This is a genomic window from Shinella zoogloeoides (assembly GCF_022682305.1).
GTDB lineage: Bacteria > Pseudomonadota > Alphaproteobacteria > Rhizobiales > Rhizobiaceae > Shinella > Shinella zoogloeoides_B.
Genome location: NZ_CP093528.1, coordinates 137,214 through 161,792 on the forward strand (window position 1 = coordinate 137,214; position 24,579 = coordinate 161,792).

Sequence of the window (24,579 nt, forward strand, 5' to 3'; positions counted from 1 at the left end):
CGCCGCGGAGGCCGGAATGTCGTTCGTCAGAAGCGTGAGGCCCAGCAACCTGGTGATCCTCGCCGCACTGCCCTTCATCGTCTATCTCTTTGCCTCCTCGGGCGACTACCAGCGCGCGCTGCGCGCCATCCTCGGCATCGAGCCGGGTTCGGGCGCCTATGTGCCGGGCTTCCTGCTGCTGACCCTCGCCTTTTCCGCCGGTCTCGGCGTGCTCTTTCTCTCGCGGGCGAAGGCCGCGCGGCCGCGCCTGACGATCGCAGCGGGCCTCGTCGCCTTCGTCGCGACGGCCGCCATTCTGGCCGGCGACCTCGTTCATCCCTTCATCGCTTCCGTGGTGGCGAACGGCGTCGATCCGTTCAAGTCCGATCTCGTGGTCAAGGGCGTCACGCCCCGCCAGTTGACGGAGGCTGCCGACCTCATGGTGCGCGGCGTCGAGGGCTGGCTGTGGCCGGCCTATGCGGTGCTGCTTGCCGCCGGCCTCGGCCTTCTCTTTGCCGGCAGCCGCGCGGCCGTGCCGGCGGAAAGCCCGGCCTATCGGGCCGGATCGTGGATCACCGGCCTCGTCAACGGCGCGGGCCTCGCCTTCGTGCTGCTCTTTGCCTATCTCGCCTTCGCCTCCGGCCTTGCCACGACCATTCGCGCCGCCATCGCCGCCTATATCCTGGCGGCCATCCTCGGCCTTGTCTGGGTCGGTCTCCTGAAGCTGCGTTACACGCGCCGCAACCTCGTCGTCTTCGCGGCGCTGACGGCCGTCTTCGCCATGCTCTCCGCCTGGTTCCTGCTGCAGCCGAAGGACGGCTACGTGCTGGCCGGCACGCTGGAGGGTAAGGTCGGCATTGTCACCAACACGCCGTCCGGCCTCATCAGCGCCGTGCGCTTCGGCCAGTACGAGGGCGGCCCGACGACCGAGACGGCGGTGCGCACCTTCGTCACGCCGCAGCAGGCCATCGAGGCCATCGGCAAACAGGAAGACGTCAGCGGCGCGCTGCTTCCGGCCGCCACCGTGCCCGCCGACTGGCCGCGCCTGTGGCAGGTGGAGGCGCTCAACGACCGTGACCGGGCCACCGGCATCACGCTCGCCGTCATCGCCATCATCCTCGGCCTGCTCACCTTCGGTGGCTTCCTGCACCGCCGCCATCCGCTGTCCATCGGCTCGGAATTCGTCGTCGACACGATCCGCGGCATCCCCATGCTCGTCATCGTGCTCTATGTCGGCCTGCCGTTGTCGGGCGCGCTGAAGGATGCGACGACCGGCGTCTTCGATCCGCCGAACCTGATGCGCGGCATCGTCGCCATGGCGCTCGCCTATTCGGCCTATCTGGCGGAGATCTTCCGCTCCGGCATCAACGCCATTCCCGCCGGCCAGATCGAGGCGGCGGGCAGCCTCGGGCTGAATCGCTGGCAGACCGCGCGGCTCGTCATCCTGCCGCAGGCTTTCCGCATCGTCATCCCGCCGCTCGGCAACGAACTGATCGCCATCCTCAAGGACACCTCGCTGCTCTCCATCCTGTCGATCCGCGACATCACGCAGCGCATGCGCGAGTTCCAGTCGGCGAGCTTCCTGCCTTTCGCACCCTATAATTCGGCGGCGATCCTCTACATCCTGCTGACGCTCGCGGCCGCCAGCCTCATCAGCCTCGTCGAGAAGAAATATGACGTCAAGCACCGCTGACCGGGGCACGGTCCTCGTCACCGGCGCCTCGCGCGGCCTCGGCCGGGCGCTCGCCGAACTCTATGCGGTTGCGGGCTGTCGCGTCATCGCCTGCATGCGGCAGGCGATGCCCGGGGCGGAGGCGCTCGACGTCGCTGATGCCGGGTCGATCGCCGCGCTTGCAGAACGGCTGAAGGGCCAGCCGATCGATATCGTCGTCAACAATGCGGCGGTCCGCGGCGATACCGGCGGTCTCGATACGCTGGAGACGGGCGACTTCCTCGAGGTCATGCGCGTCAATGCGCTCGCCCCGCTGCTTCTTGCCCGCGCGCTCCGGCCCAATCTTCTCGCCGGCGGGCGCAGGGTGCTCGTCAATATCGGCAGCCGCGCCGGCTCGCTGGCCGAAGGCACGATAGACGACGAGGATGGCGATTATGCCTATCGCTGCTCCAAGGCGGCGCTCAACATGGCGACGGTCAAGCTGGCGCAGGATTTCCGCCGCGACGGCATCGCCGTGATCTCGCTGCATCCCGGCTGGGTGCGCACGGATATGGGCGGCTTGGAAGCCGCCGTGGACGTGGCGGAAAGCGCGGCGGGTCTCAAGGCCCTGATCGATGCGACGACGCTGGCCGAGACTGGAAGCTTCCGGGCCTACGACGGCCGGACGGTCGCCTGGTAGAGGCTGCCGGATCGTAACGATGACGGCGCCGACAGCCCGGCGCCGGGAATGACAAGGACAATACCGTGCATCATCCTCTCCCCCACCGGAACCGCTTCGACGCCGGCAGCAAGGCTCCCGGCATGCTGGAGCTTGGTGTCTGCTATTATCCGGAACAGTGGCCGCGCGAAAAATGGGAAGAGGACGCCCGCCGCATGGTGGAGCTCGGCCTTGCCTGGGTGCGCATCGGCGAATTCTCCTGGTCGCATATCGAGCCACAATCCGGCGTCTTCCAGTGGGAATGGATGGACGAGGCGATCGAGGTGCTCGGCCGTGCCGGCCTCAAGGTCATCCTCGGTACGCCCACGGCCGCGCCGCCGAAGTGGCTGGTCGACCGCTACCCGGATATCCTGCCGGTCGATGCGCGCGGCGTCGTGCGCAAGTTCGGTGCGCGCCGTCACTACTGCTTCTCCAGCCGCCGCTACCGGGTGGAGGCCGCACGCATCACCGAGGCCATGGCGCGCCGCTACGGAGAGAACCCCTTCGTGCACGCCTGGCAGACGGACAACGAATACGGCGACCACGACACGATCCATAGCTATTCCGATGAGGCGACGCGTGCCTTCCGCGAATGGCTTGCCGCCCGCTACGGCACGGTCGAGGCGATGAACGCGGCCTGGGGCACGCAGTTCTGGAGCATGCACTACAACGGTTTCGAGGAGGTGGACCTGCCGAACAACCTGGTCGAGGAGCCGACCCCCACCCATCTCGTCGACTACTACCGCTTCTCCTCGGATCAGGTGAAGAGCTTCAACAGGGCGCAGGTGGACATTCTCCGCCGGCATTCGCCCGGCCGCCCGGTCACGCATAACTTCATGAACCAGAATACCGACTTCGACCACTACAAGGTCGGAGAGGATATCGATATCGCCTCCTGGGACGTCTATCCGATGGGCGGCCTCATCAACGGCCGCCTTAGCGACGCCGACAAGGCGCGCTACCTGCGCGTCGGCGATCCGGACCAGACTGCCTTCAACCACGATCTCTACCGCGCCGTCGGGCGCGGTCGCGTCTGGGTCATGGAGCAGCAGCCGGGACCGGTGAACTGGGCCGCTCACAACCAGTCGCCCGCCGACGGCATGGTGCGCCTGTGGACCTGGCTTGCCTATGCGCACGGGGTCGACATGGTCGCCTATTTCCGCTGGCGGCAGGCGCCTTTCGCGCAGGAGCAGTTCCATGCGGGCCTGCTGCTGCCGAACAGCGAGGCGGACCAGGGCTACCGCGAAGTTGCCGAGGTCGTGAAGGAAATGGCGTGCCTGCCGGAAGGCGCGACCCGTGAGAAGGCCGCGGTCGCCGTCGTGCTCGACTATGAATCACGCTTTGCCACCCGCGCCCTGCCGCAAGGCCGGGGTTATTCCGCTTCCGCCGTCGCGCTTGACTGGTATTCGGCTGTCTCCCGCCTCGGCGTGGACGTCGATATCATCGGCCAGCATTCGGACCTTTCCGGCTACAAGCTGGTGCTCGCGCCCGATCTCGTCATCCCGGATGCGGATTTCGTCGCACGGTTGAAGGCCTCGGGCGCCAAGGCGCTGTTCGGCCCGCGCAGCGGCAGCAAGACGCGGGACATGCACATTCCCGCCGACCTGCCGCCCGGGCCGCTTGCCGATCTTCTCGATTTTCGCGTGACACGGGTGGAATCCCTGCCGGCCTATCACGAAGAGCCGGTACTCTACGGCAATGCCAGCCATCCGGTCACCGGCTGGCGGGAGTTGATCCGTACCAGCGAGAGCGTGCTTGCGACCTTCGAAGGCACGCACCGCACCGGCTCGCCGGCGGTGATCGGCAACGAGCGTGCGCGCTATGTCGGCACGCTGCCGCAGGGCGAGTTCCTGATGCGACTGGTAGGCGATGCGCTTGGCTGGGCCGGCGTTGCGGGTCTGCCCGATCTTGGCGACCTGCGGCTTGCCCGTCGCGGCCGGCTGCATTTCGCCTTCAACTACGGCAGTGCCGTCGCCACCGTACCGGCTTCCGCCTCCGCCGCCTTCCTTGTCGGCGGCAGGGAGCTTGCGCCGGTGGACGTTGCGATCTGGACGGAAGACGGCCGTTGATCCGGCTGGTGACGATGGACGCCTACGCGGCGTCCGTCGCCGTTTCGTGCTGCACGCGACTTCGCGCCGGACGATGGGCGGTCTTGTTCCAGAAGAACGGCTTGCTGTGCAGCTCGTGCACCGCGCGCCAGGCCGCCAGCGAGATGAGCATCCAGTAGAAGGGCGTCAGCAGCCAGCGCGGCCCCACCGCAAGCCGCTCGCGGAATGTCATGCCGATGCGTCCCAGCAGAATGAAGGCGAGATAGCTCCCGGCGATGCTTATGAAGTCGAGTGCGAACAGCGCCAGGTCGAACGTGCCGATGGCGGCCTCATGGACGATGAGACGCCAGGATATGACGCCGATATAGGCAAGAAGAAGCGGGTGTGCCAGCGAGGAGAGGATGAGGCCGCCCACCAGAAGCTGGAAGACGAGGCTCGGCGCGAGGCCTATGTCCCGGACGAGCCGGGCAGGTTCGCGCATCAGCACCAGCCAGGTCTGCAGCCAGCCCTTGAACCAGCGGGTGCGCTGGCCGAGCCATGCGTCGATCTCCGTCGGGGCCTCCTCGTAGGTCGGCCGGGTGAGGACGCCGCAGCGGTAGCCGCGCCGGAAGAGCCGGAGGCCGAGATCGGCATCCTCGGTGACATTGTAGGGATCCCAGCCGCCCACGGCCTGCAGGACCCGCGTGCGAAAATGGTTGGACGTGCCGCCGAGCGGCATCGGCATGCGAATGCCCGCAAGGAAGGGTAGCAGGGCGCGGAACAGGCCGGCATATTCGACCGCGAAGAGGGCGCTCAGCCAGCCTTCCCGGGCATTGGTGACGATCAGCGGCGCTTGCAGGCAGGCGAGATCGGCCGGCCCGGATTCGAATGTCCGCCAGGCCTCTTCAAGCTGCATGGGGTCGATCCGGTCCTCCGCATCGTAGATCACCAGGTATTCGCCCCGGGCTGCGCCGAGCGCATAGGTCAATGCCTTCGGCTTGGTGCGCGGCTGGGCGGGTGGAACGCGGATCACTTCATATTGCGGGCCGAGCGGGGCGGCTGCCAGCGCATCGAGGGTTTCCTGGTCGTCCGCCTCGCAGATCAGCTTGATATCGAGGCAGGCCGCCGGCCATTCGAGCCGATCCAGCGTGGCAACAAGCTGCGGCACCACCGCGGCCTCGCGGTAAAGCGCGACGAAGACCGAATAGACCGGCCGCCGTCCGACCGGCAGCATCGGGCGAGGCCGTCGCTTCTCCCGCCATTTTGTCAGCAGCGCATAGATGCGCACCGCCACTGTCGCGAAGAAAAACAGGCCGAAGGTGACGTGCAGGATGCGCAGGATGATCCACGGCACCGTCACGAGCAGCATGAAGACGAGCGTGAGAGCGGTGCCGAGATAGAAGCCTTGCCGTCCCCAGAGGGTGATGCGGGCGCTGGCCTCGGGTGCGGTGCTGAAAAGCTGGTCGACCGCCTCGCGCAGCCGCCGGTCGTGGCCCGCCTGCCACAGCGCGGCGCGCATGGCCGCGGGCGTTGTCACGACCATTGTGGTGCTGAGCGAGGGAGAGAGGCGCAGTCGCTCACCGATCTCGTCGAGCCGATCCGCGCGCGGTACGATGGCCGCCAGTGGCGCGCGGCCGTGCGGACGCAGCCGGACGGCCGTCGGCGCGGCGAGCTGTGTGTCGACCCCGGGAAGATCCTCCAGCTCCGCCGGATCGAGTTCGGCGGCAAAGGGCAGGCCGAGCAGCTCCGCGAGCGCCTCGTAATAGATGTCGGGCGAGAGCGCGCCGCTGGTGAGCAGTTCCGTTTCCAGCGATGTGCCGTTCCGTCCGGCGCGCACCAGCATGGCGGAAATGAGCGGCTTGGAAAGGCCGAGGCGGCGGAAGAGCTGTGCTTCCCGCATCAGCCCTTCGGGGACCCGATCCGCCTCCGCGGACAAGGGCGGCGGCACTTGTGCAATGCCGATTGCAGTGGCGAAAGCGATGTCGTCGGGATATTCTGCCAGTCGCACGCAATCCCGCCGCCGGTTCAACGGCGGCGCCCCCATGGAAGCCCCGATTTGATGATAATGCGGCATAGCAGAATTGCACCCCTGAAATTCCGCGGGCTTCTCGCGCTCCTCCTGCTCATGGCCGGGGCTACTGCTCCTGCCGCCGTGGCGCAGGATCGCAAGGCGGTTGACCTGCCCATTCTCTTCGATACGCGCGAGCGTATCGCCAAGCCCGACCTTGCCGGCATCGTGCGCCTGCGCTTCCTGACGACGGTGGATTTCCCGCCGTTCAATTTCATCGACCAGACAGGCAAGCTCGCCGGCTTCCATGTCGATCTCGTGCGCGAGATCTGCCGTGAGCTAGCGCTGACGGAAAAATGCCAGATCCAGGCCGTCACCTTCCCGGAGCTGGAAAAGGCGCTCACCGACGGCAATGGCGAGGCGGTCGCCGCCGGCGTCGCGGTTACGACGGAGCTGCGCCAGCGCTTTGCCTTCTCGCGTCCCTTCATGCGTCTGCCGGCCCGGTTCGCGGTGGCGAAGAAGGCCGCGCCTGCCGGCGAGACGGCGGCGGCGCTCGACGGCAAGACGGTGGGCGTCGTTGCGGCAAGCGCCCATGAGGCGATGCTGAAGGCCTTCTTCCCACGTGTGCGGGCGGAGGCCTTCGCGGACCGGGCGGCGCTGCTTGCCGCGCTGAAGGATGGCAAGGTGGCGGCGATCTTCGGCGATGGCATGCAGCTCGCCTTCTGGACCAGCGGATCCGAATCGGCCGGCTGCTGCCGCCTGTTCGACGGTCCTTACCTTTCGGAGCGGTTCCTCGGTGAAGGCATGACGATCATGCTGCGCAAGGAGGATGCCGTGCTGGCCGGGGCCATCGACCATGCGCTCCTGGCGCTTTCGCGCAACGGTCGCCTCCAGGAGATTTACCTGCGCTACTTCCCGGTCAATCTTTACGGCGGCTGATATAGGTAAGTATATGCTTACTGACTTGCCCAGATTATGCGGGCGATCCAGTCGATTTCGTCGATATCGAAATTGCGGTTGGGGTGCTCAGGATTGAGCGAGACAAGCTCGATCGCGCGCGGCCGCTGGCGGTGCAGCACCTTGGCCATGACCTCGCCCTCCCGCGTCTTGACGACGACGCGGTCGCCGCGGCGCACCGGCGCGCCCGGCTCGACGATCAGGACGTCGCCGTCGCGGTAGAGCGGCAGCATGCTGTCGCCCTGCACTTCGAGCGCGTAGACGCCGGCCCTGCGGTCGGGTGGGGCGGGAAACTCCACCACGTCCCAGCCCTGGCCGGCGGGAAAGCCGCCGTCGTCGAAGAAGCCGCCGGCGCCCGCCTGGGCGAAACCGAGCAGGGGGATGGTGCCCGCCTGCGGCGGAAAGGCGCCCTGCGGCAGGCCGGCGTCGCGGGTGGAATCCGACAGGGTGAAGAACTCGTCGATCGACGCGCCGGTTGCGTCGAGCACCTTGGCGATGGATTCCGTCGAGGGCCAGCGCTGGCGGCCGTCGACGCCCTGCCGCTTGGATTTGTTGAAGGACGTGGGATCGAGACCGGCGCGGCGGGCAAGGCCGGACGGGGAAAGCCGGTGGCGCTCGGCGAGGGCGTCGATCGCCGCCCATATCCGGTCGTGGGAGAACATGCTGAAAAACCCTGCCCAGGCCAACGGACTGGCCGGTGCCGGTCCGATTGGCGGAAGCATATCCAAGGACGATTTCCGAGTAAAGGAAAAAGGATTATATTCCTGCGGCGTTTTGGCCTTCACCGCTTGCGAGCCCGGCTTCCACGGTTCCCTGCGGGACGGCGGTCGCCATTCCATGGTGGGCGGGGAGGAGAATTTTCCTCCCCGCGATTTCCAGCCACTTTCGCCGGGGCGAAGGGCGCGCTATCAAGGGCGGTGCGCCGGGTTTCCCGCGCGTTTCGAGGTTCCTCCGTGCAAAAGACCGTCTCTTCCGGCATCCTGCTGACGTCCTTCGCCTATTTCCTGTTCTCGCTGCAGGATGCGTCGGTCAAATGGCTCGTCGTGGCCCTGCCGGTCTGGCAGATCCTGTTCGTGCGCTCCGTGACGATCTTCGCGCTGTGCCTTGCCTTTGGCGGGCGCCCGCTTGTCCGCGCCGCACGCCACTCACCGGTGCTGAAGCCGCTCTTTCTGCGCAACATCCTGCTGCTGGCCGCCTGGCTCTGCTATTACAACGCCGCGCGCGACCTTGGCCTTGCGGAACTGACGACGCTCTATTACGCCTCGCCCATCGTCATGACGATCCTCTCCGTGCCGATCCTCGGCGAGAAGGTGCCGGGCTATCGCTGGCTGGCCGTCGCCGTCGGCTTCATGGGCGTGGTCGTCGCCTGCGGCATCGCGGCAAAGGGCCTCACGCTGTCGCTACCCGTCTATCTCGCCCTGCAGGCCGCCGTCTTCTGGGCCATTGCGACGGTGCTCCTGCGCAAGACCGCGCTGCACGAGCGCACGCAGGTGCAGATGGCCATATCCAGCGGCTTCTTTCTGCTGTTCACGGCCTTCGCCATGCCCTTCGTCTGGCAGCCGATATCCGCCTTCGACCTCGCGCTCATGGCGGGCACCGGCGTTTTCGCCGGCATCGGCCAGTTCGCCATGTTCGAGGGCATGCGCCGCGCCCCCGTCTCCGTGCTCGCACCCTTCGAATATACCTCGCTCGTCTGGGCTTTCGCGCTCGGCTATCTCATCTGGAGCGACGTGCCGGGACCGAGCGTCTTCGTCGGTGCGGCGCTGATCTTTTCCGCGGGCATGATCATCATCGCCAGCGAGCGGCTCGGCGGCCGTTTCCGCCTTCGAACGTGACGCGCCAAATCGTAGGACAGTCGAAAGAATTCCCGCTCCGGCGGGCGCAGATCGGTTGCAAGTGAGCGGCAGAACGATATTGTCGCGGTCCAAACGTAACGTCAGCCGGGAGCCGGAATGCCGATATCGAACGCCGCCTTCGTGCGCTCGACTGTTATCCTGCTCATCGCGGGCATGCTCTCGCTGCTCGGCATTGTCGGCACATCGCTCTGGCTCGTCCACAAGGTGCAGGACTATTTCACCGGCTTCATCGAAGTGCGCGAGGTGCGCAGCGCCGCCGCCGACCTCTTGTCGACCCTGAAGGATGCGGAAACCGGCCAGCGCGGCTTTGTCATCACCGGCGAGACGGCGTTCCGCCGCCCCTATGACGACGCGCTGAAGGCTGTGGCGGAGCGCCAGGCGACACTGGGCGAGAAGGCGGCGCTGTTCCATCGTTATGGCGAGCGGATCGCGGGCATAAACGATCTCGTCGCGCGCAAGCTGGTGGAGCTTGCCGAGACGGTCGAGGCCGTCGAGCAGGGCAAGTCCGCCGATGCGGTCGAGCAGGTCAAGACCGACCGTGGTCGGTTCCTCATGGACGAGCTTCGGCAGCGGCTCGGTGGCATCATGGCGGATGCCGACAGGGAACTGGAGGAAGGCGTTACCGATACGCTCTGGTCTGCGGGCGCGCTGCAATGGACGACGATGATCGGCGCTATCGCCATCATCGGCGTGCTCGGCGGCGCCGTCGTCGTGATCGCGCAATATACCCGCGACCTCGTCGCCGCCCGCCGCGAGGTGGAGACGCTGAACACCACCCTGGAAAAGCGGGTGGACGAGCGCACCGAGGAACTGATCCGCGCCAACCAGGAAGTGCAGCGCTTCGCCTATATCGTGACGCATGACCTGCGCGCTCCGCTCGTCAATATCATGGGCTTCACCAGCGAATTGCAGGCCTCGCTCTCCTCCATCCAGGCCTATGTGCTGGCCGACGGCAAGGCGCCGAGCGAGGCGGATATCCTGGAAGCCCGCCGTGCGGCATCCGAGGACCTGCCGGAGGCGATCGGTTTCATCCGCTCCTCCACCAAGAAGATGGACGGTCTCATCAACGCCATCCTGAAGATCTCGCGCGACGGGCGTCGGGAGCTGAAGATCGAGCGGGTGGACATCAAGGCGCTCGTTGCCACGGGAGCGGCGGCCGTGGGGCATCAGGTCAGCGAGGCGGACGGCGAGGTCGCCATCGGCGACAGCCTGCCGACCGTCGTTTCCGACCGCCTTTCGCTGGAGCAGGTGTTCGGCAACCTTTTCGACAATGCGATCAAGTATCGCGCGCCGGGCCGCCCGCTCAGGATTTCCGTCACGTCGCGCGGTGGCGGGCGGGCCGGCTTCGTCATCGAATTCACCGACAATGGCCGCGGCATCGCGCCGGAGGACCACGAGCGCGTCTTCGAGCTCTTCCGCCGCTCCGGCGCGCAGGACAAGCCCGGCGAGGGCATCGGCCTTGCACATGTGCGTTCACTCATGCGCAATCTCGGCGGTGATATCGTCGTTCGATCCGAACTCGGGCAGGGGACGACCTTCGTGCTTCGCCTCCCGCCCGACCTCAGCAAAGTTGTCAGGAGTATGCAGGCATGAACGGACTGGGCAAGGAAGTCACCATCGTCATGATCGAGGACGACGAGGGCCATGCGCGCCTCATCGAGAAGAACATCCGCCGCGCCGGCGTGCACAACGAGGTCGTGCCCTTCACCAACGGCACGGATGCGCTCGATTTCGTGCTCGGCAAGGACCGTTCGGGCCTCGCCAGCGCCGGCCGCTTCCTGCTGATCCTGCTCGACCTCAACCTGCCGGACATGTCGGGCATCGATATCCTGCAGAAGATCAAGACCAACGTCCATACCAAGCGCCTGCCGGTCGTCATCCTCACCACGACGGATGACGAGCGCGAGATCCAGCGCTGCTACGATCTCGGTGCGAACGTCTACATCACCAAGCCGGTGGAATACGAGAGCTTCGCCCATGCGATCCGCCAGCTCGGCCTGTTCTTCTCCGTGATCCAGATCCCCGAGACGCAGTAGATGAACGAAGGCCCCGTCCGCGTCCTCTATATCGACGACGATCCGATCCTCGCCCGGCTCGCCGAGCGCGTGCTCGGGCGGCTCGGCTATGCGGTGCAGCATGCCGAGGATGTGGAACGCGGCCGCGAGCGCCTTGCCGAGGGCGGCTTCGATGCGGTGGTGCTCGATCACTTCCTGCAATCGGGCACCGGGCTTTCGCTGCTGAAGGAGCTGGTCGATGCGCCCGGCGCGGTGCCGGTCGTCTATGTGACCGGCTCCAACGACGCGCAGGTCGCCGTCGAGGCGCTGAAGGCGGGGGCCGCCGACTATGTCATCAAGTCCGTCGGCGACGACTTCATGTCGCTGCTTGCCAATGCGATCGGCCAGGCGCTGGAAAATGCGGAGCTGAAGCGCGCCAAGCTGAGGGCCGAGATGGAAATCCGCCTTGCCAAGGAGCGCGCCGAAATCCTGCTGGCCGAGGTGAACCACCGCGTCGGCAATTCGCTGGCGCTCGCCGCCGCCCTCATTCGCCTGCAGATGTCGAGCGCGGCCGACGAGGCGGTGAAGGAGGCTCTGTCCGAGACACAGGCCCGCATTACCGCCATCGCCGGCATCCATCGTCGCCTCTATACGTCCGAGGACGTGCGCCATGTCGATATGGGCGCCTATCTCGGAACATTGCTTTCCGAGCTTGACACCTCGATGAAGGGGCAGGGGCGCAACGTCCGCCTCAGCCGCATCCTGGAGCCGCTCGACGTGCCGACCGACCGTGCCGTCTCGCTCGGCGTGATCGTAACGGAACTCGTCACCAACGCGTTCAAATATGCCTATGGCGAGGCGGGCGGCGAGGTGCGTGTCGGCTTCACCCGGCTCGACCCGGAAAACGCCGTGCTCTTCGTGGAGGACGACGGCATCGGCTGGAACGGGGAGGGCCCGGTGCGCGGCACCGGCCTCGGCTCCAAGATCATCGGTGCCATGGCCATCAGCCTCGGCACGAGGCTTGACTATGCGGCCCGTGTGCTGGGCACGCGCGCCGAGCTGACGGTGCGCATGGCCGACGCGCCGCGCACGGCGTAACCGCCGGCCCTCGGAAAAATCGCTTGCCTTTTGCCGCGGCCCTGCCATGTAGCTGCGCCAGTTTTCCGCTCCCAAAGGTGCCCATGACGAGCCCGCATTTCTCCTCCGGCGATCTTATCGCCGATCGCCGTGCCGACTATGCCCGCATGTTCGCGGAATCGGGCGCGTTCGCGGAGGCCGCGGAAGTCATGGAGCAGGCGCTGGAACAGGTGCCGGGATGGGCGGCCGGCTGGTTCCGGCTTGCCGAATATGCGCAGAAGGCGGGCCAGAATGCGGCAGCGACCGCGGCGCTCGAAAGGGTCGTGGTGCTCGATCCGACCGACGTCTTCGGCGCCGGCCTGCAGCTTGCCGTTCTCGGCGCGGTGGCAACGCCCGTCGCCCCGCCCACCTCTTATGTCGAGCGCCTTTTCGACGACTATGCCGACCGCTTCGACACCGCGCTGGTGGAGAAGCTGGACTATACCGTTCCCGGAACGCTCGCCCGGCTGGTGCGCCGGCATGCGGGGGCGGATGCGCATTTCGGCCTCGTTGCCGATATCGGCTGCGGCACCGGCCTCTTCGGCGTGGAGTTCCGCGCCAATGCCGGGCGGCTGGAGGGTTTCGACCTTTCGGCCGGCATGCTGGCAAAGGCGGAGGAGAAGGCGGTCTACGACCATCTCGCCCAGGCCGATCTCTCGCTGCCCGCCGAAACGAGCGGCCTTTTTGCCGATGGTCCGGAAGGGCGCGCCGATCTCGTCAGCGCGGCGGATGTGCTGATGTATCTCGGCGATCTCGCCGAAGTCTTCCCGAGCGCTGCGCGGCTGGTCAAATCCGGCGGCCTCTTCGCCTTCTCCGTCGAGGATGGCGGGCAGGGAGATGTGCCGCTGCTGCGCCCGTCGCTGCGTTATGCCCATCCGCGCGCCTTCATCGACCGCCGGCTGGCGGAAAACGGCTTCGACCTTGTCGCGATGGAAGAGAGCGTGATCCGCCAGGATGCCGGCCAGCCGGTGCATGGCCTGCTCTTCCTCGCCCGCCGGCAGGGATAGGCTTGCGCGGCGCATTGCACCCGCTACAACAACGAAAACCCACTGGAGATCGGCCATGGACGGCGACAAGCGGCGTTACGGCTTCTGGAATCCCACACCCACCCGCCATACGCCGCTGGAAGATGCGCAGGGCCTCTTCGCCAGCAGCATGATCGCCGCGCTCGGCCTTGCGCTGATGAGCAGCGCGGGGCTGGTGGCGAGCGGCACGGCCGGCGTCGCCTTCATCCTGCATTACCTGACGGGGATCAGCTTCGGTCTCTACTATACCGTCGTGAACATCCCCTTCTATATCCTCGCCCTCAAGCGGCTCGGCTGGGGCTTCACGATCAAGACGGTCATCGCCGTCTCGCTCACCTCGCTCATCACCGAGCTTCAGCCGCATTTCGTGCGCATCGAGAGCATCGACCCGATGTGGACGGCGGTGCTGGCCGGCATCCTGCTCGGCTTCGGCCTGCTCGGCCTCTATCGCCACCGCGCAAGCCTCGGCGGCGTCGGGGTGCTGGCGGTCTACCTGCAGGAGCGCTTCGGCATTCGCGCCGGCCTCGTGCAGCTCGCCTTCGACCTCTTCGTGCTGGCGGCAGCCTTCTTCGTCGCCGCGCCCTTCATCGTGCTCTGCTCGGTGGTCGGCGCCGTGGTGCTCAATCTCTTCCTCACCATCAACCACCGGGCCGACCGCTACATCGCGATGTGAGCCTATTTTTCGCGCGGCCGCTTCACATTCGGTTGCCCGTAACTAGCTTAGGCGCGTGAGCATCATCGATTCTGCCGCCGGCCTCTCCCTCCTACCCAAATCCTTCGCCGACTGGTTCGCGGCCAAGGACTGGCAGCCGCGCGCGCACCAGATGGAGCTTCTGGCACGCGCTGCGGGTGGCGAGAGCCTGCTGCTGATCGCGCCCACCGGAGCGGGCAAGACGCTCGCCGGTTTCCTGCCGGCGCTGACGGACCTTGCGCATCGCGGGAAAATCCCGCCCGGCTCCGCCTTTACCGGCATCCATACGCTCTACATTTCGCCCTTGAAGGCGCTCGCCGTCGATATCGAGCGCAACCTGATGAAGCCCGTCTCCGAAATGGGCCTGCCCATCACCATCGAGACGCGCACCGGCGACACGCCGCAGGCAAAACGCCAGCGCCAGCGCCTCAATCCGCCCGATATCCTGCTGACGACGCCGGAACAGGTGGCGCTGCTGATCGCCAATGGCGAAGCACCGCGCTTCTTCAAGGACCTGAAATATGTGATCTTCGACGAGCTGCATTCGCTCGTCACCTCCAAGCGCGGGCACCTGCTGTCGCTCGGCCTTGCGCGCCTTCGCCGGCTTGCGCCGGGGCTGCGCACCATCGGCCTTTCGGCCACGGTCGCCGAGCCGATGGACCTGCGCCGCTGGCTGGTGGAGCAGGCGCCGGAGGTGGAAAACCATGCCGGGCTCGTCACCGCGCCGGGCGGGGCGAAGCCGATCATCACCATCCTGAAAAGCGAGGAGCGGGTGCCGTGGTCGGGGCATTCCGCGAAATATGCGATGCCGGAGGTCTATGCGGCGATCCGCGACCACAGGACGTCACTGCTCTTCGTCAACACGCGCAGCCAGGCGGAAATCCTCTTCCAGGAACTCTGGAACATCAACGAGGACACGCTGCCGATCGCGCTGCATCACGGCTCGCTCGATGTCGGCCAGCGGCGCAAGGTGGAGCAGGCCATGGCGGAGAACCGCCTGCGCGCGGTCGTCGCCACCTCGACGCTCGACCTCGGTATCGACTGGGGCGATGTCGATCTCGTCATCCATGTCGGCGCTCCGAAGGGGGCTTCGCGGCTCGCCCAGCGCATCGGCCGCGCCAATCACCGCATGGACGAGCCGAGCCGCGCCATCCTCGTGCCGGCCAACCGCTTCGAGGTGATGGAGTGCCAGGCGGCGCTCGACGCCAATTATCTCGGCGCGCAGGATACGCCGCCGGTGGGGGAGGGCACGCTGGACGTGCTGGCCCAGCATGTGCTGGGCATGGCCTGCGCCGCGCCCTTCGACGAGGACGCGCTCTTTGCCGAAATCACCTCCGCTTCGCCCTATACCGGGCTTCCCCGCGAAAAATTCGGGCGCATCGTGCAGTTCGTCGCGACGGGCGGTTATGCGCTGAAGACCTACGAGCGCTATGCCCGCATCCGCAAGACCGTCGACGGCCTCTGGCGCGTCTCCAACCCGCAGGTCGCGCAGCAATATCGCCTGAACCTCGGCACCATCGTCGAGATGCCGATGCTGAACGTGCGCATGGTCAAGCGCGGCGCGAAAGGCGCTGTCGGGCGCGGCGGGGCCTCGCTCGGCAAGGTGGAGGAATATTTCCTCGAAATGCTCTCGCCCGGCGATACGTTCCTCTTCTCCGGCAAGGTGCTGCGCTTCGAGGGCATCCGCGAGAACGAGTGCCTCGTTTCCCAGGCCTTTTCGCTCGATCCGAAAGTGCCGGCTTACGCAGGCGGCAAGTTCCCGCTCTCCACCTATCTCGCCGACCAGGTGCGCGGCATGCTCGATGACCCGCATCGCTGGGGCGAACTGCCCGAGCAGGTACGCGACTGGCTCGCCCTGCAACGCGACGTCTCCAGCCTGCCGAAGCGCGACGAACTGCTCATCGAGACCTTTCCGCGCGGCAGCCGGCACTACATGGTCGCCTATCCCTTCGAGGGGCGGCTGGCGCACCAGACGCTCGGCATGCTGCTGACGCGCCGGCTGGAGCGCGCCGGGCGGCAGCCGCTCGGTTTCGTGGCGACGGACTATTCGCTCGCCGTCTGGGCGCTGGACGATCTCGGCTACAGCTTCGCCGTCGAGCGCCCCTCGCTCGAAAACCTCTTCGACGAGGACATGCTGGGCGACGACCTGGAGGCATGGCTGGACGAGAGCTTCATGCTGAAGCGCACCTTCCGCAATTGTGCCGTGATTGCCGGTCTTATCGAGCAGCGCCATCCGGGCAAGGAAAAGACCGGGCGGCAGGTCACGGTTTCCGCCGACCTCATCTACGACGTGCTGCGCAGCCACGAGCCGGACCATATCCTGCTGGAGGCGACGCGCAACGATGCGGCGGCAGGGCTTTTGGATATTCAGCGATTGGGCGATATGCTGACCCGAATCAAAGGGCATATCACCCACCGGCGGCTCGACCGCATCTCGCCGCTCGCCGTGCCGATCATGCTGGAAATCGGCAAGGAGCCGGTGGCGGGCGAGGCGCAGGATTCGCTTCTGGCGGAAGCCGCCGAGGACCTGATCGCCGAGGCGATGGGCGAGGCCGGCATTTAGGAAAAGCAACGGGCATGCAGAGACTGGCTCTGGCATCGATGGACATTCAGGATTTCGGCGCGGTTTCGGCCCGCACCGTCGTTGCCGGCGTCGAGGCCGTGTGCGATCCGCTCGGCGCGCTCTACCTGCCGGAAACCCGCCTGCTCGTCGTCTCGGACCTGCATCTGGAAAAAGGCGCGGCCTTCGCCCGCCGCGGAATGATGCTGCCGCCCTACGATACGCTGGCGACGCTGAAAGTGCTGGAGGCCGTCATCAACAGGCACGACCCGGCCATCGTCGTCAGCCTCGGCGACAATTTCCACGACCGCGTCGGCTCGGTCCATCTACCCGACATTTTCCGCACGAAGATCGCGGAGCTGGCGCGCGGGCGCGACTGGATCTGGATCAACGGCAACCACGATCCTGACGGCACCGTGGACCTTCCCGGCCAGTCGGCCGACGAATTGCATTATGCCGGCCTTGCCTTCCGCCACGAGCCGTCGCTTCTGGCGCCCGCCGGCGAGATCGCCGGGCACCTGCATCCGGCCGCCACCGTCATCCGCCGCGAGAAGGCGGTGCGCCGGCCCTGCTTCGCGACCGATGGAAAGCGCCTGCTGATGCCTGCCTTCGGCATCATGACCGGCGGCCTCGACCTGCGTCATAAAGCGATGGCCGGCCTTTTCGACCGGCAGAGCCTCGTCGCCCACATGCTCGGCCGTGACCGTATCTATTCGGTGCGCTTCGCCAATCTCAGGGGCTGACCCTCCGGTTGATGAACGGCGAAACTGCTTTTACGATGCAAGCAGTTTGGAGGCCCCGATGAAAGACGCCCGCCGTTCCGGCTGCCCGATCAACCTGACGCTGGAAATCCTCGGAGACCGCTGGAGCCTGATCGTGCTGCGCGACATGATGTTCGGCAATCGCCGCCACTTCCGCGAGCTGCTGACGAAATCGGAGGAGGGCATCGCCTCGAACATCCTGGCCGACCGGCTGCGCCGGCTCGTCGAGGAGGGGCTTATCAGCAAGGCGGACGACCCGAGCCACAAGCAGAAGGCGCTCTACAGTCTCACGGAAATGGGCATAGCGCTGGTCCCGGTCTTCGCCATGATGGGGGCCTGGGGCCGGCGCTTCCTGCCGGTGACGGAAACGCTTTCCATCCGCGCCGAACTTCTGGAGATGGGAGGAGCAGGTATGTGGGAGGCGTTCATGGAGGAACTGCGCGCCATTCATCTTGGTGGGCCGCGGCCTGTCCGCTCGGTTTTCGGAGAGTTGCAGGCGGCCTACGAGGCAACCGTCGCGAAACGGGCCGCAGCAATTGCTTGACGAAGGTGCGGTGGTTGATTTCCATCAACGCGATAGGCGCAGCCGCGTCTAGGTTGATAAAAAAGGAGGCTGAAGCATGTATAGGCATATCCTCGTTCCCACGGATGGATCGGACCTTTCCTCCGCCGCTATCGACCACGCGTTGCAGCTCGCGAAGGTGCTGGGCGCGAAGGTGACGGCGCTCACGGTGGCCGAGCCGCTGCATTTCCTGCCCATCACGCCCGGCGCGACCATAAACCTGCGCGCGGAATATGAAGCGCATCTGAAGGAGAGCGGCGTGCGCATCCTTGGCGCGGTGGAGGCCAGGGCGGCTGCGGCCGGCGTGCCGGTGGAAACGCTGCAGGTGGCGGCGGGCGATGCCTGGCAGGCGATCGTCGATACGGCGAAGGAACGCGGCTGCGATCTCATCGTCATGGCTTCGCACGGCCGGCGTGGCGTCAGCGCCTTCTTGATGGGCAGCGTCACGACCAAGGTGCTCGGCCATGCGACCGTTCCGGTGCTGGTCTACCGGTCCTGACGGTCAGTCCTTGCGGAAGACAACGCTCGCCAGCCATCCGGTAAGGAGTGCGAGGAGCACTGAAAGCCCGCCATAGGCGAGCGCGTTGTTGTGCGCGGCGCTCGAGATCATCTGCTCGAGGCCGGTCTTCATCACGCGCAGCGGCAGGGCCTTCTCGGCGATGAAGACGCCGTCGCGGAAAAGATGCGCGCGCACCACATGGGTGCCGTTCGGCACGTTCGCCGGCAGGCGGACCGTCGCCTTGAACAGGCTCGCGCTGATGAACTGCACGCCGCCCGGATCGCGCTGGTAGAAGCCGCCGCTTTCCTTCAGCCGGCGAAACGCCTCGCGGAATTCGCCGATCGTGCTGCCGTCGCCGACATAGCCGATGGGCGAGAGGCGGATATGCTGGATGCCGACGCCGACGCCGTTGAGCATGGCCGGCTCGGCGATGGTCTCCAGGTCGCGCGTGCTCGACAGCGAATAGGATTCCGGCACCAGCTCGAAGGTCATCGAGCGGCGGTTGACCCAGATGCCGAAGACGCGCTCCTTGACGCGCACCGTATTGTTGTCCTTCGGCCCTTCCAGCGCCACCACGATATCGTACTTGCCCTGGGCGAGAAGATCGGGGTCGTATCCCTCGATCGCGCCGAAGATCGTCAGGTCCGCGCCGCGGAAATCCGAGGAGATGGCGATCTCGTCGGTGGAAATGCCGATTTCGAGCCGTTCGGGAAAATCGACGGGCTTGTCTTCCAGCACCTGCGCGCCGGCGGGAAGGGCGAGTCCGAGGGCGAGCAGCAGGGCGGCGGCGATCCTTCTCATCGATAGACCCCCTCGCTGACGATGGAATAGATATCGTCGGGTGCGATGACGAGGTCGACGGCAAGGCGTGCGCCGACGGCCAGCACGAGAAGCGCCAGCAGCGCGCGCAACTGCTCGCCGCGCAGCTTCTGGCCGACACGCACGCCATATTGCGCGCCGATGACGCCCGCCACCATGAGGATGAAGGCGAGCACGATATCGACGGAATAGTTGGTCGTGGCCTGCACGATGGTCGTGTAGGCGGTGACGAAGATGATCTGGAACAGCGAGGTGCCGACGACCACGTTGGTCGGGATGCGCAGCAGGTAGATCATGGCCGGCACCATGATGAAGCCGCCGCCGACGCCCATGACGGAGGTAAGGATGCCGATGCCGAAGCCGAGGCCGACCACCGGGATGACCGAGAGATAGATCTTCGACTTCTTGAAGCGCATCTTCAGCGGCAGGCGGTGTATCCAGCTATGCTGGCCGGGACGGCGCAGGGAAACCGGCTGGTTCTTGGCCGAGCGGCGCATGGCGCGGATGCTTTCCAGCATCATCAGCGTGCCGACGGTGCCGAGCAGCACGACATAGAGCAGCGAGATGACGAGATCGAGCTGGCCGATGCTGCGCAGCATCGCGAAGATCCAGATACCCACCGTCGCACCGGCAAGGCCGCCGAAGAGCAGCACCGTGCCGAGCTTCACGTCCAGCGTGCCGCGCCGGAAATGCGAAAGCGCGCCGGAAACCGAAGAGGCGACGACCTGGTTGGCGCCCGTGGCGACCGCGACGACCGGGGGGATGTTGTAGAAGATCAGCAGCGGCGTGATGAGGAAGCCGCCGCCGACGCCGAACATGCCGGAAAGGAAGCCGACGGCCGCGCCCATGCCGAGAATGATGAAGATATTCACCGAAAGCTCTGCGATGGGCAGGTAGACAGTCACAACGATACCCCGATCGGCAATTCCTCCGCCGTTGCGGAGACTTCAGCAATTAGGCAGCCGCGTTCATCCCTCTTGCCCGCCGCGGCTCCTCTTCGGCAGGCAGAAAATAAAGGAAGCGTCCCGCCGCGGAAGGAATACCCCTCCATCGGCTGGTCGCGCCCTGCTTTCCGCAAGGATCGGTCATGGGGCGCGGCCACAGGCGCGCGCCCTGGCGCCCTCACGGATGATGACGTTTGTCTTCGGCGTTATCATCTTGGAGGGACATGAATTTTCTATTGCATACTTCCCAAATCGGGGCCGATTTAAGGATGAGGCGATGCAAGGGATCAAAATGCCCCGGCGCTTGTCGCACATCGTGATCGGCGTGCGGCGCGGTGGTGGGCGTCATGCCCTCGGGGTCTGCACAAGTCAACCGGAGACGCCCCTTCGGCGGCCCCTCCGGTATTCGCCGGTCAGCCCGGCTGCTTGTTGCGCTTCAGGAGTTCGGTGACGAGCGCGTCGTCGATCTCGCCGGTCTCCTTCTGGCCCACCGACTTCTGGAAGGCCTTGATGGCGGTGACGGTCTTCTTGCCCATCTCGCCGTCCGGCGTGCCGGCGTTGAAGCCGTTGTTGTTGAGGATGGCCTGGATGTTGCGGATGGCCTTCTTCATGTCGACGCTGGCGGTCTTCGTCGCGTTGCCGACCCATTCATCGGGCAGGTCCGCCGAATTGGCCTTCTCGTCGAGCGGCTGCGGCTTCCACAGCTCCATCTTCGCCTTGGCGCTTGCGAGCTGTTCCGGCTTCATGGCGTTGGCCACCTCGTCGCGCTTCTGCGCGGCGTCCTGGTCGCCGTCGCGGGCGGCGATGGCGAACCACTTGTAGGACTCCTCGATGTCCGGCTTCACGCCGTTGCCACGCGCATAGAGGATGGCGAGATTGAACTGGCTGTCGCGGACGCCCAGTTCCGAGGCCTTCTGGAACCACTTTGCCGCCGCGTCGAAATCCGGGCCGTCCGAGCCGAGGCCGGTCGCCAGCAGGACGGCGAGGTTGTGCATGGCGCTCGCATTGCCCTTGGCGGCGGCGGTCTCGTAGAGCTTGCGGGCGCGGTCGATGTCGGGCGCGACGCCCTGGCCCTTTTCGTAGAGGTTGGCGAGGCGGTATTCGGCGGGCGCGAAACCACGGGCGGCGGCAAGCTCGTACCAGCGGGCGGCTTCCTTGAGGTCGGCGGCAACGCCGCGGCCTTCGGTGTAGCGCGCGCCGATCTCGAACAGCGCCAGCGGGTCACCCTCGCCGGCCGCCTTGGCGAGCGAGGCGGGAGCGATGGCATCCGGCACCACGATGGCCGCCGTCTGGACCTGATCGACCGGGGCTGTCTCGGTGGAGGCCTTGGCATCCTTGCCGGTCAGTGGCCCGGCGTCCGGCGTCGTCACCGGCTCGAAGCCGGCGGTGGCGTTGCCGTCCGTGATCGTGGGGGCCGCAAGCATATCCGCGCCGCCGGCGGAGGTCTGTCTGGGCGTCGCCTCGATGGACGCGCCCTTGTCGGTTCCGGTAAGGCCGCGTTCCGTCTCGGCGGGCTTGGCGACGGCCTTCTTCTCTATGGCCGGGGTTTCGACCGTCTTCGCCGTTGCCGTTTTGGCGGGCCTGGCGTCCGTGCGGGTCTCGGCCGTCTGCTCGACGACGACGGGCGCGTCGTCGCCGCGGATCAGCGTGTTGACCAGCGGATAGGACATGATGGCGAGCAGCACCGCGCCGACGGCGAGCAGGATCGGCCGGCGATGGCGCGAAAGCGCAGAGGCGGGCTTTTCGCCCTTGGCCGGCTTTTCGGATTTCTTCGCGGGGGCGACGCGGGAGATCGTGTCGGCTTCCTCGGCGGCGAGCTTGGCGGCGCGGCGGGCGGCGGCGATGAAATCGGCCTTCTCGCCTTCGCTGCCGGCGCGGTTGCCGGAGGCCTGGCCGGCGCGCACGCGCTCCAGGATGCGGCGGACGTCCGGCACGCCGGAACCCGGCTCCAGAAGCTGGTTGGCTTCTTCCGGCGCAAGCTCATCGGCGGCGTCGATGGACGGCGCCGGGTCGATCTGTTGGCGCTCGGCCTTGACGGCCACGGCCTTGCCGGCCGGCTTGAAGCGGCGCTTCAGGCCGGCGAGAAGGCCGCCCTTCGGCTGTTCCTGCGCCTCGCCGGCAAAGGCGACGGGTTCTTCCAGCGGTTCGGGTCGTGCCGGAATGTCGATATGCTCTACCTCGATCTCGGCGAAGCGGCTTTCCTCCTGCGGCTCCTCCGTCTCCAGCCTGTGCGGCGCCGCGCCGAAACCGTCGTCCTCGAACGGGTAGTCGTTGCCGGCAAGGCTTTGAGCCGTCGCAGTGTCACGGCCGAAATCCATGGCCGGCATCTCGGCGCGCGGCATGGCGGCCTCGCGGCGGCCGAAGGTTTCGCGCGGGGTGTCGAGCTGTTCGAGGCGGCCGGCGATCTGCACCAGCGTGTCGTGCAGGGCATCGAATGTACGCGCCGTGCGGTCCTCGCTGGAGCGCGTCAGCTCCTCCAGGGCGCGCAGGTCGCCGGCAAGGCCGGCGATCGCGGCCATGTCCGTGTTCGCGGCGGCGGCAGGGGCGGCATGGCGATAGGCTTCCATCACGGCTTCCGCCGCCTGGCGGGCGGCCTCGACGATATAATCGTCATTGGTCGCCATATAGTCCTCGATGGTCGCAAGGCGGTTCTCGACATCCGGCGGCATCGCGGCGAAGGAGGACGGTGCCGGTGTGCTGATCAGCGTGGACAGGTGGGCGATCTGCGCCTCGAGGCCGCGTAGCGCCTCATGGTCGCCGGCCGGTGCTGTGCTGGTGGCGTCGAGCCGGTCGGCAATCGCCGAAAGGCGGCCTTCGAGATGCGAGAAGCGGTCTTCCTGGAAGGGGCTGCCGACGGGCGTGTCGAGATTGTCGATGCGGCGGGCAAGCGCGTCCAGCCGGTCGGCCAGCTCGTTGTTGACGCTGCCCTGGTCGAGTGCGTCGATCTTGCGGGAAATGTCCGAGAGGTAATAGGCAAGCTCGTCGCCGACGGGAAGAGCGGCGGGCGCGGCCTGCTGGCTCTGCTCCAGCATCTGCGAAAGCTGCTCGATGCGCTCTTCGAGGCGCAGCGTCGCGCGTTCGTTCGACAGGTCCTCGATCCGGCTCGCCAGCGCCTCGATGCGCATGCCGAGGCCGTGGTCCTCCGGTGCGGGGCGCTGCGCCATGCTGTCAAGCTGGTCCGCGAGGTCGGCGATGCGGCCTTCGAGGCGCTGCATCATGGAATGGTCGGCGGATGGCGACTGCTGCATGCGGCCGGCGGCGGCGATCGCCCGGCTGATCTCGTCGAGGCGCGTGTCGAGGCCGGCGAATTGTGAGGCGACGGCGGAGACGACGCGGCCGCTGTCCGGCTCGTTCTGCCGGCCGAGCATGTCGACGGCATGGGCGACGGATTCGATCTTGTCTTCCAGCGCGCGGATAGCGGGCGTCGCGCTCATCGTGCTGATCTGCGCCTTCAGCTCATCGAGCCGGTAGGCGAGCGCGACAAGCTCGTCGTCGCGCGACTGGTCGAAGATGGAAAGCTTCTGCTCGACGCCGGTCCAGCGGTCTTCCATACGGCGCACGGAGTCCTCGCGGGCAAGGCCGTCGAGCACCGAGCGCAGTTCGTCGAACTCGACGCGCAGGCCCTCCGTCTGGCCCGACTGGCGGCCGAGCTGGTTGATGCCGGTGGAAAGGCGCGCCAGTTCTGCGCGCACGTCGTCATTGGCGCCACGGCCCTCGGCCATCTGGCGGATGCCGCGGATTTCGGAACGCAGCGACTGCATCTCGCGCTCCAGCCCGTCGGCGATGTCGCGCTTGAGATCCTGCCGCAGGGAGACGAGCGCCTTGGCGATATCCTCGACCGAGCCTTCCGCGCGGACGGGCGCGAAGCCATAGGCGGTGTGCGCCTGCTGGGCGGCGGCGTGATGATCGGGGGAAGGGGCACGGCGTTCGGGGCGCTGGCCGATACGCTCCCGGTCGCCCTCGATGGCGCGCTGGCGCTGCATGATCTCGGACATGGGGTCCTCGCGCCGAGGAACGGTGCGCGGCGGCTGCTCGTAGCGGGCTTGCTCGGCGCGCGGGGCAAAGCGCTCCTCGCCGCGTCCGCGGGCATCCCGGCCGTTCGCCATCAGGCCCTCGATGCGCGCTTCCAGCCCCTCGATGGTGCGATTGAGCGCGTCGAGCGAAGACCGTTCGCCATGACGTTGCGGGTTTCGCGATCCGTTCATCTTCGCCTCGCTTTGGCGGCCGTCGGCCTGCCGGGAGATACCCTTGAAAGCGCTGCCCGCCCGGCGGCGCTCTTTCGGCGTTGTGGCGGAAATCCGTGTCGTCCCGGCTTTGCCCGGACCGTCCGTCCGGGTTTTGCAGGGAGACACCGAATTGATTCCCGATCCCACGCCCTCAAGCGCCACAATTCCCGAAACGTGGTAAACAAG

General features: G+C 66.6%; 19 protein-coding genes. 14 read left to right on the top strand and 5 right to left on the bottom strand.

The genetic code is table 11. The features are described 5' to 3' along the window. Window positions 1-16 precede the first annotated feature (16 nt). The 3 genes from MOE34_RS00685 (at window position 17) to MOE34_RS00695 (ending at window position 4,417) form a co-directional block, all read left to right on the top strand. Window positions 17-1,672: an amino acid ABC transporter permease gene (locus MOE34_RS00685; protein WP_242219880.1), complete on the top strand. Its 1,656-nt coding sequence runs from the start codon at window positions 17-19 to the stop codon at window positions 1,670-1,672. Then, on the top strand, window positions 1,653-2,330 hold the full coding sequence (locus tag MOE34_RS00690; RefSeq protein WP_242219882.1) for an SDR family oxidoreductase: 678 nt from the start codon (window positions 1,653-1,655) through the stop codon (window positions 2,328-2,330). The genes MOE34_RS00685 and MOE34_RS00690 overlap by 20 nt, the downstream gene beginning before the upstream one ends. Before the next feature lie 65 nt (window positions 2,331-2,395). Continuing rightward, a complete protein-coding gene (locus tag MOE34_RS00695) occupies window positions 2,396-4,417 on the top strand; it encodes a beta-galactosidase (protein ID WP_242219884.1) in 2,022 nt (673 codons plus the stop codon). A gap of 22 nt (window positions 4,418-4,439) precedes the next feature. Here the strand turns inward: MOE34_RS00695 and MOE34_RS00700 are convergent, their stop codons facing one another. Then, a complete protein-coding gene (locus MOE34_RS00700) occupies window positions 4,440-6,383 on the bottom strand; it encodes a glycosyltransferase family 2 protein (protein ID WP_242219886.1) in 1,944 nt (647 codons plus the stop codon). 57 nt (window positions 6,384-6,440) lie between these two features. Between MOE34_RS00700 and MOE34_RS00705 the strand changes: the two genes are divergently transcribed. After that, entirely contained in the window at window positions 6,441-7,322 is an 882-nt protein-coding gene (locus tag MOE34_RS00705) for a transporter substrate-binding domain-containing protein (RefSeq protein ID WP_242219888.1), read from the top strand. Window positions 7,323-7,339: 17 nt separating this feature from the next. Here MOE34_RS00705 and MOE34_RS00710 read toward each other — a convergent pair whose 3' ends face one another. After that, on the bottom strand, window positions 7,340-8,002 hold the full coding sequence (locus MOE34_RS00710) for a S24 family peptidase (RefSeq protein ID WP_242219890.1): 663 nt from the start codon (window positions 8,000-8,002) through the stop codon (window positions 7,340-7,342). 291 nt (window positions 8,003-8,293) lie between these two features. On the opposite strand from MOE34_RS00710, the gene MOE34_RS00715 reads away from it, so the two are divergent. The 10 genes from MOE34_RS00715 (at window position 8,294) to MOE34_RS00760 (ending at window position 18,404) form a co-directional block, all read left to right on the top strand. Continuing rightward, window positions 8,294-9,175: a DMT family transporter gene (locus MOE34_RS00715; RefSeq protein ID WP_242219891.1), complete on the top strand. Its 882-nt coding sequence runs from the start codon at window positions 8,294-8,296 to the stop codon at window positions 9,173-9,175. 117 nt (window positions 9,176-9,292) lie between these two features. Then, on the top strand, window positions 9,293-10,789 hold the full coding sequence (locus MOE34_RS00720; protein ID WP_242219893.1) for a sensor histidine kinase: 1,497 nt from the start codon (window positions 9,293-9,295) through the stop codon (window positions 10,787-10,789). Then, entirely contained in the window at window positions 10,786-11,232 is a 447-nt protein-coding gene (locus MOE34_RS00725) for a response regulator (RefSeq protein WP_160787755.1), read from the top strand. The genes MOE34_RS00720 and MOE34_RS00725 overlap by 4 nt, the downstream gene beginning before the upstream one ends. After that, window positions 11,233-12,288, top strand: coding sequence for a sensor histidine kinase (locus MOE34_RS00730; protein WP_242219894.1), 1,056 nt, complete (start codon window positions 11,233-11,235; stop codon window positions 12,286-12,288). It abuts the gene before it with no gap. An 83-nt stretch (window positions 12,289-12,371) separates the two neighbouring features. Continuing rightward, window positions 12,372-13,313, top strand: coding sequence for a class I SAM-dependent DNA methyltransferase (locus MOE34_RS00735; protein WP_242219896.1), 942 nt, complete (start codon window positions 12,372-12,374; stop codon window positions 13,311-13,313). A gap of 55 nt (window positions 13,314-13,368) precedes the next feature. Continuing rightward, window positions 13,369-14,004: a YitT family protein gene (locus MOE34_RS00740; protein ID WP_242219898.1), complete on the top strand. Its 636-nt coding sequence runs from the start codon at window positions 13,369-13,371 to the stop codon at window positions 14,002-14,004. 55 nt (window positions 14,005-14,059) lie between these two features. Next, window positions 14,060-16,585 (top strand): ligase-associated DNA damage response DEXH box helicase, encoded by a 2,526-nt coding sequence (locus MOE34_RS00745; protein ID WP_242219900.1) that lies wholly within the window; start codon window positions 14,060-14,062, stop codon window positions 16,583-16,585. A 14-nt stretch (window positions 16,586-16,599) separates the two neighbouring features. Then, on the top strand, window positions 16,600-17,325 hold the full coding sequence (gene pdeM / locus MOE34_RS00750; protein ID WP_431522401.1) for a ligase-associated DNA damage response endonuclease PdeM: 726 nt from the start codon (window positions 16,600-16,602) through the stop codon (window positions 17,323-17,325). 58 nt (window positions 17,326-17,383) lie between these two features. Further along, entirely contained in the window at window positions 17,384-17,887 is a 504-nt protein-coding gene (locus MOE34_RS00755; RefSeq protein WP_242219902.1) for a winged helix-turn-helix transcriptional regulator, read from the top strand. A 76-nt stretch (window positions 17,888-17,963) separates the two neighbouring features. After that, the gene (locus MOE34_RS00760; RefSeq protein ID WP_242219904.1) at window positions 17,964-18,404 is read left to right on the top strand and encodes a universal stress protein; all 441 of its coding nucleotides are present in this window, start codon (window positions 17,964-17,966) and stop codon (window positions 18,402-18,404) included. 3 nt (window positions 18,405-18,407) lie between these two features. Here the strand turns inward: MOE34_RS00760 and MOE34_RS00765 are convergent, their stop codons facing one another. From MOE34_RS00765 to MOE34_RS00775, 3 genes are all read right to left on the bottom strand, one after another. Next, window positions 18,408-19,205, bottom strand: a complete 798-nt coding sequence (locus tag MOE34_RS00765; RefSeq protein ID WP_242219905.1) for a TIGR02186 family protein — start codon at window positions 19,203-19,205, stop codon at window positions 18,408-18,410. Further along, window positions 19,202-20,128 (bottom strand): sulfite exporter TauE/SafE family protein, encoded by a 927-nt coding sequence (locus MOE34_RS00770; RefSeq protein ID WP_242219907.1) that lies wholly within the window; start codon window positions 20,126-20,128, stop codon window positions 19,202-19,204. Before MOE34_RS00770 ends, MOE34_RS00765 begins: the two co-directional genes overlap by 4 nt. 452 nt (window positions 20,129-20,580) lie before the next feature. Then, window positions 20,581-24,372, bottom strand: coding sequence for a peptidoglycan-binding protein (locus tag MOE34_RS00775; protein ID WP_242219909.1), 3,792 nt, complete (start codon window positions 24,370-24,372; stop codon window positions 20,581-20,583). Window positions 24,373-24,579 lie beyond the last annotated feature (207 nt).

Excerpts from the sequence above, each read along its gene's own strand:
- MOE34_RS00685 (WP_242219880.1), top strand. The coding sequence starts at position 17 with ATGTCGTTCGTCAGAAGCGTGAGGCCCAGCAACCTGGTGATCCTCGCC.
- MOE34_RS00690 (WP_242219882.1), top strand. The coding sequence starts at position 1,653 with ATGACGTCAAGCACCGCTGACCGGGGCACGGTCCTCGTCACCGGCGCC.
- MOE34_RS00705 (WP_242219888.1), top strand. The coding sequence starts at position 6,441 with ATGCGGCATAGCAGAATTGCACCCCTGAAATTCCGCGGGCTTCTCGCG.
- MOE34_RS00710 (WP_242219890.1), bottom strand. The coding sequence starts at position 8,002 with ATGTTCTCCCACGACCGGATATGGGCGGCGATCGACGCCCTCGCCGAG.
- MOE34_RS00720 (WP_242219893.1), top strand. The coding sequence starts at position 9,293 with ATGCCGATATCGAACGCCGCCTTCGTGCGCTCGACTGTTATCCTGCTC.
- MOE34_RS00725 (WP_160787755.1), top strand. The coding sequence starts at position 10,786 with ATGAACGGACTGGGCAAGGAAGTCACCATCGTCATGATCGAGGACGAC.
- MOE34_RS00730 (WP_242219894.1), top strand. The coding sequence starts at position 11,233 with ATGAACGAAGGCCCCGTCCGCGTCCTCTATATCGACGACGATCCGATC.
- MOE34_RS00735 (WP_242219896.1), top strand. The coding sequence starts at position 12,372 with ATGACGAGCCCGCATTTCTCCTCCGGCGATCTTATCGCCGATCGCCGT.
- MOE34_RS00740 (WP_242219898.1), top strand. The coding sequence starts at position 13,369 with ATGGACGGCGACAAGCGGCGTTACGGCTTCTGGAATCCCACACCCACC.
- pdeM (WP_431522401.1), top strand. The coding sequence starts at position 16,600 with ATGCAGAGACTGGCTCTGGCATCGATGGACATTCAGGATTTCGGCGCG.
- MOE34_RS00755 (WP_242219902.1), top strand. The coding sequence starts at position 17,384 with ATGAAAGACGCCCGCCGTTCCGGCTGCCCGATCAACCTGACGCTGGAA.
- MOE34_RS00760 (WP_242219904.1), top strand. The coding sequence starts at position 17,964 with ATGTATAGGCATATCCTCGTTCCCACGGATGGATCGGACCTTTCCTCC.
- MOE34_RS00765 (WP_242219905.1), bottom strand. The coding sequence starts at position 19,205 with ATGAGAAGGATCGCCGCCGCCCTGCTGCTCGCCCTCGGACTCGCCCTT.
- MOE34_RS00775 (WP_242219909.1), bottom strand. The coding sequence starts at position 24,372 with ATGAACGGATCGCGAAACCCGCAACGTCATGGCGAACGGTCTTCGCTC.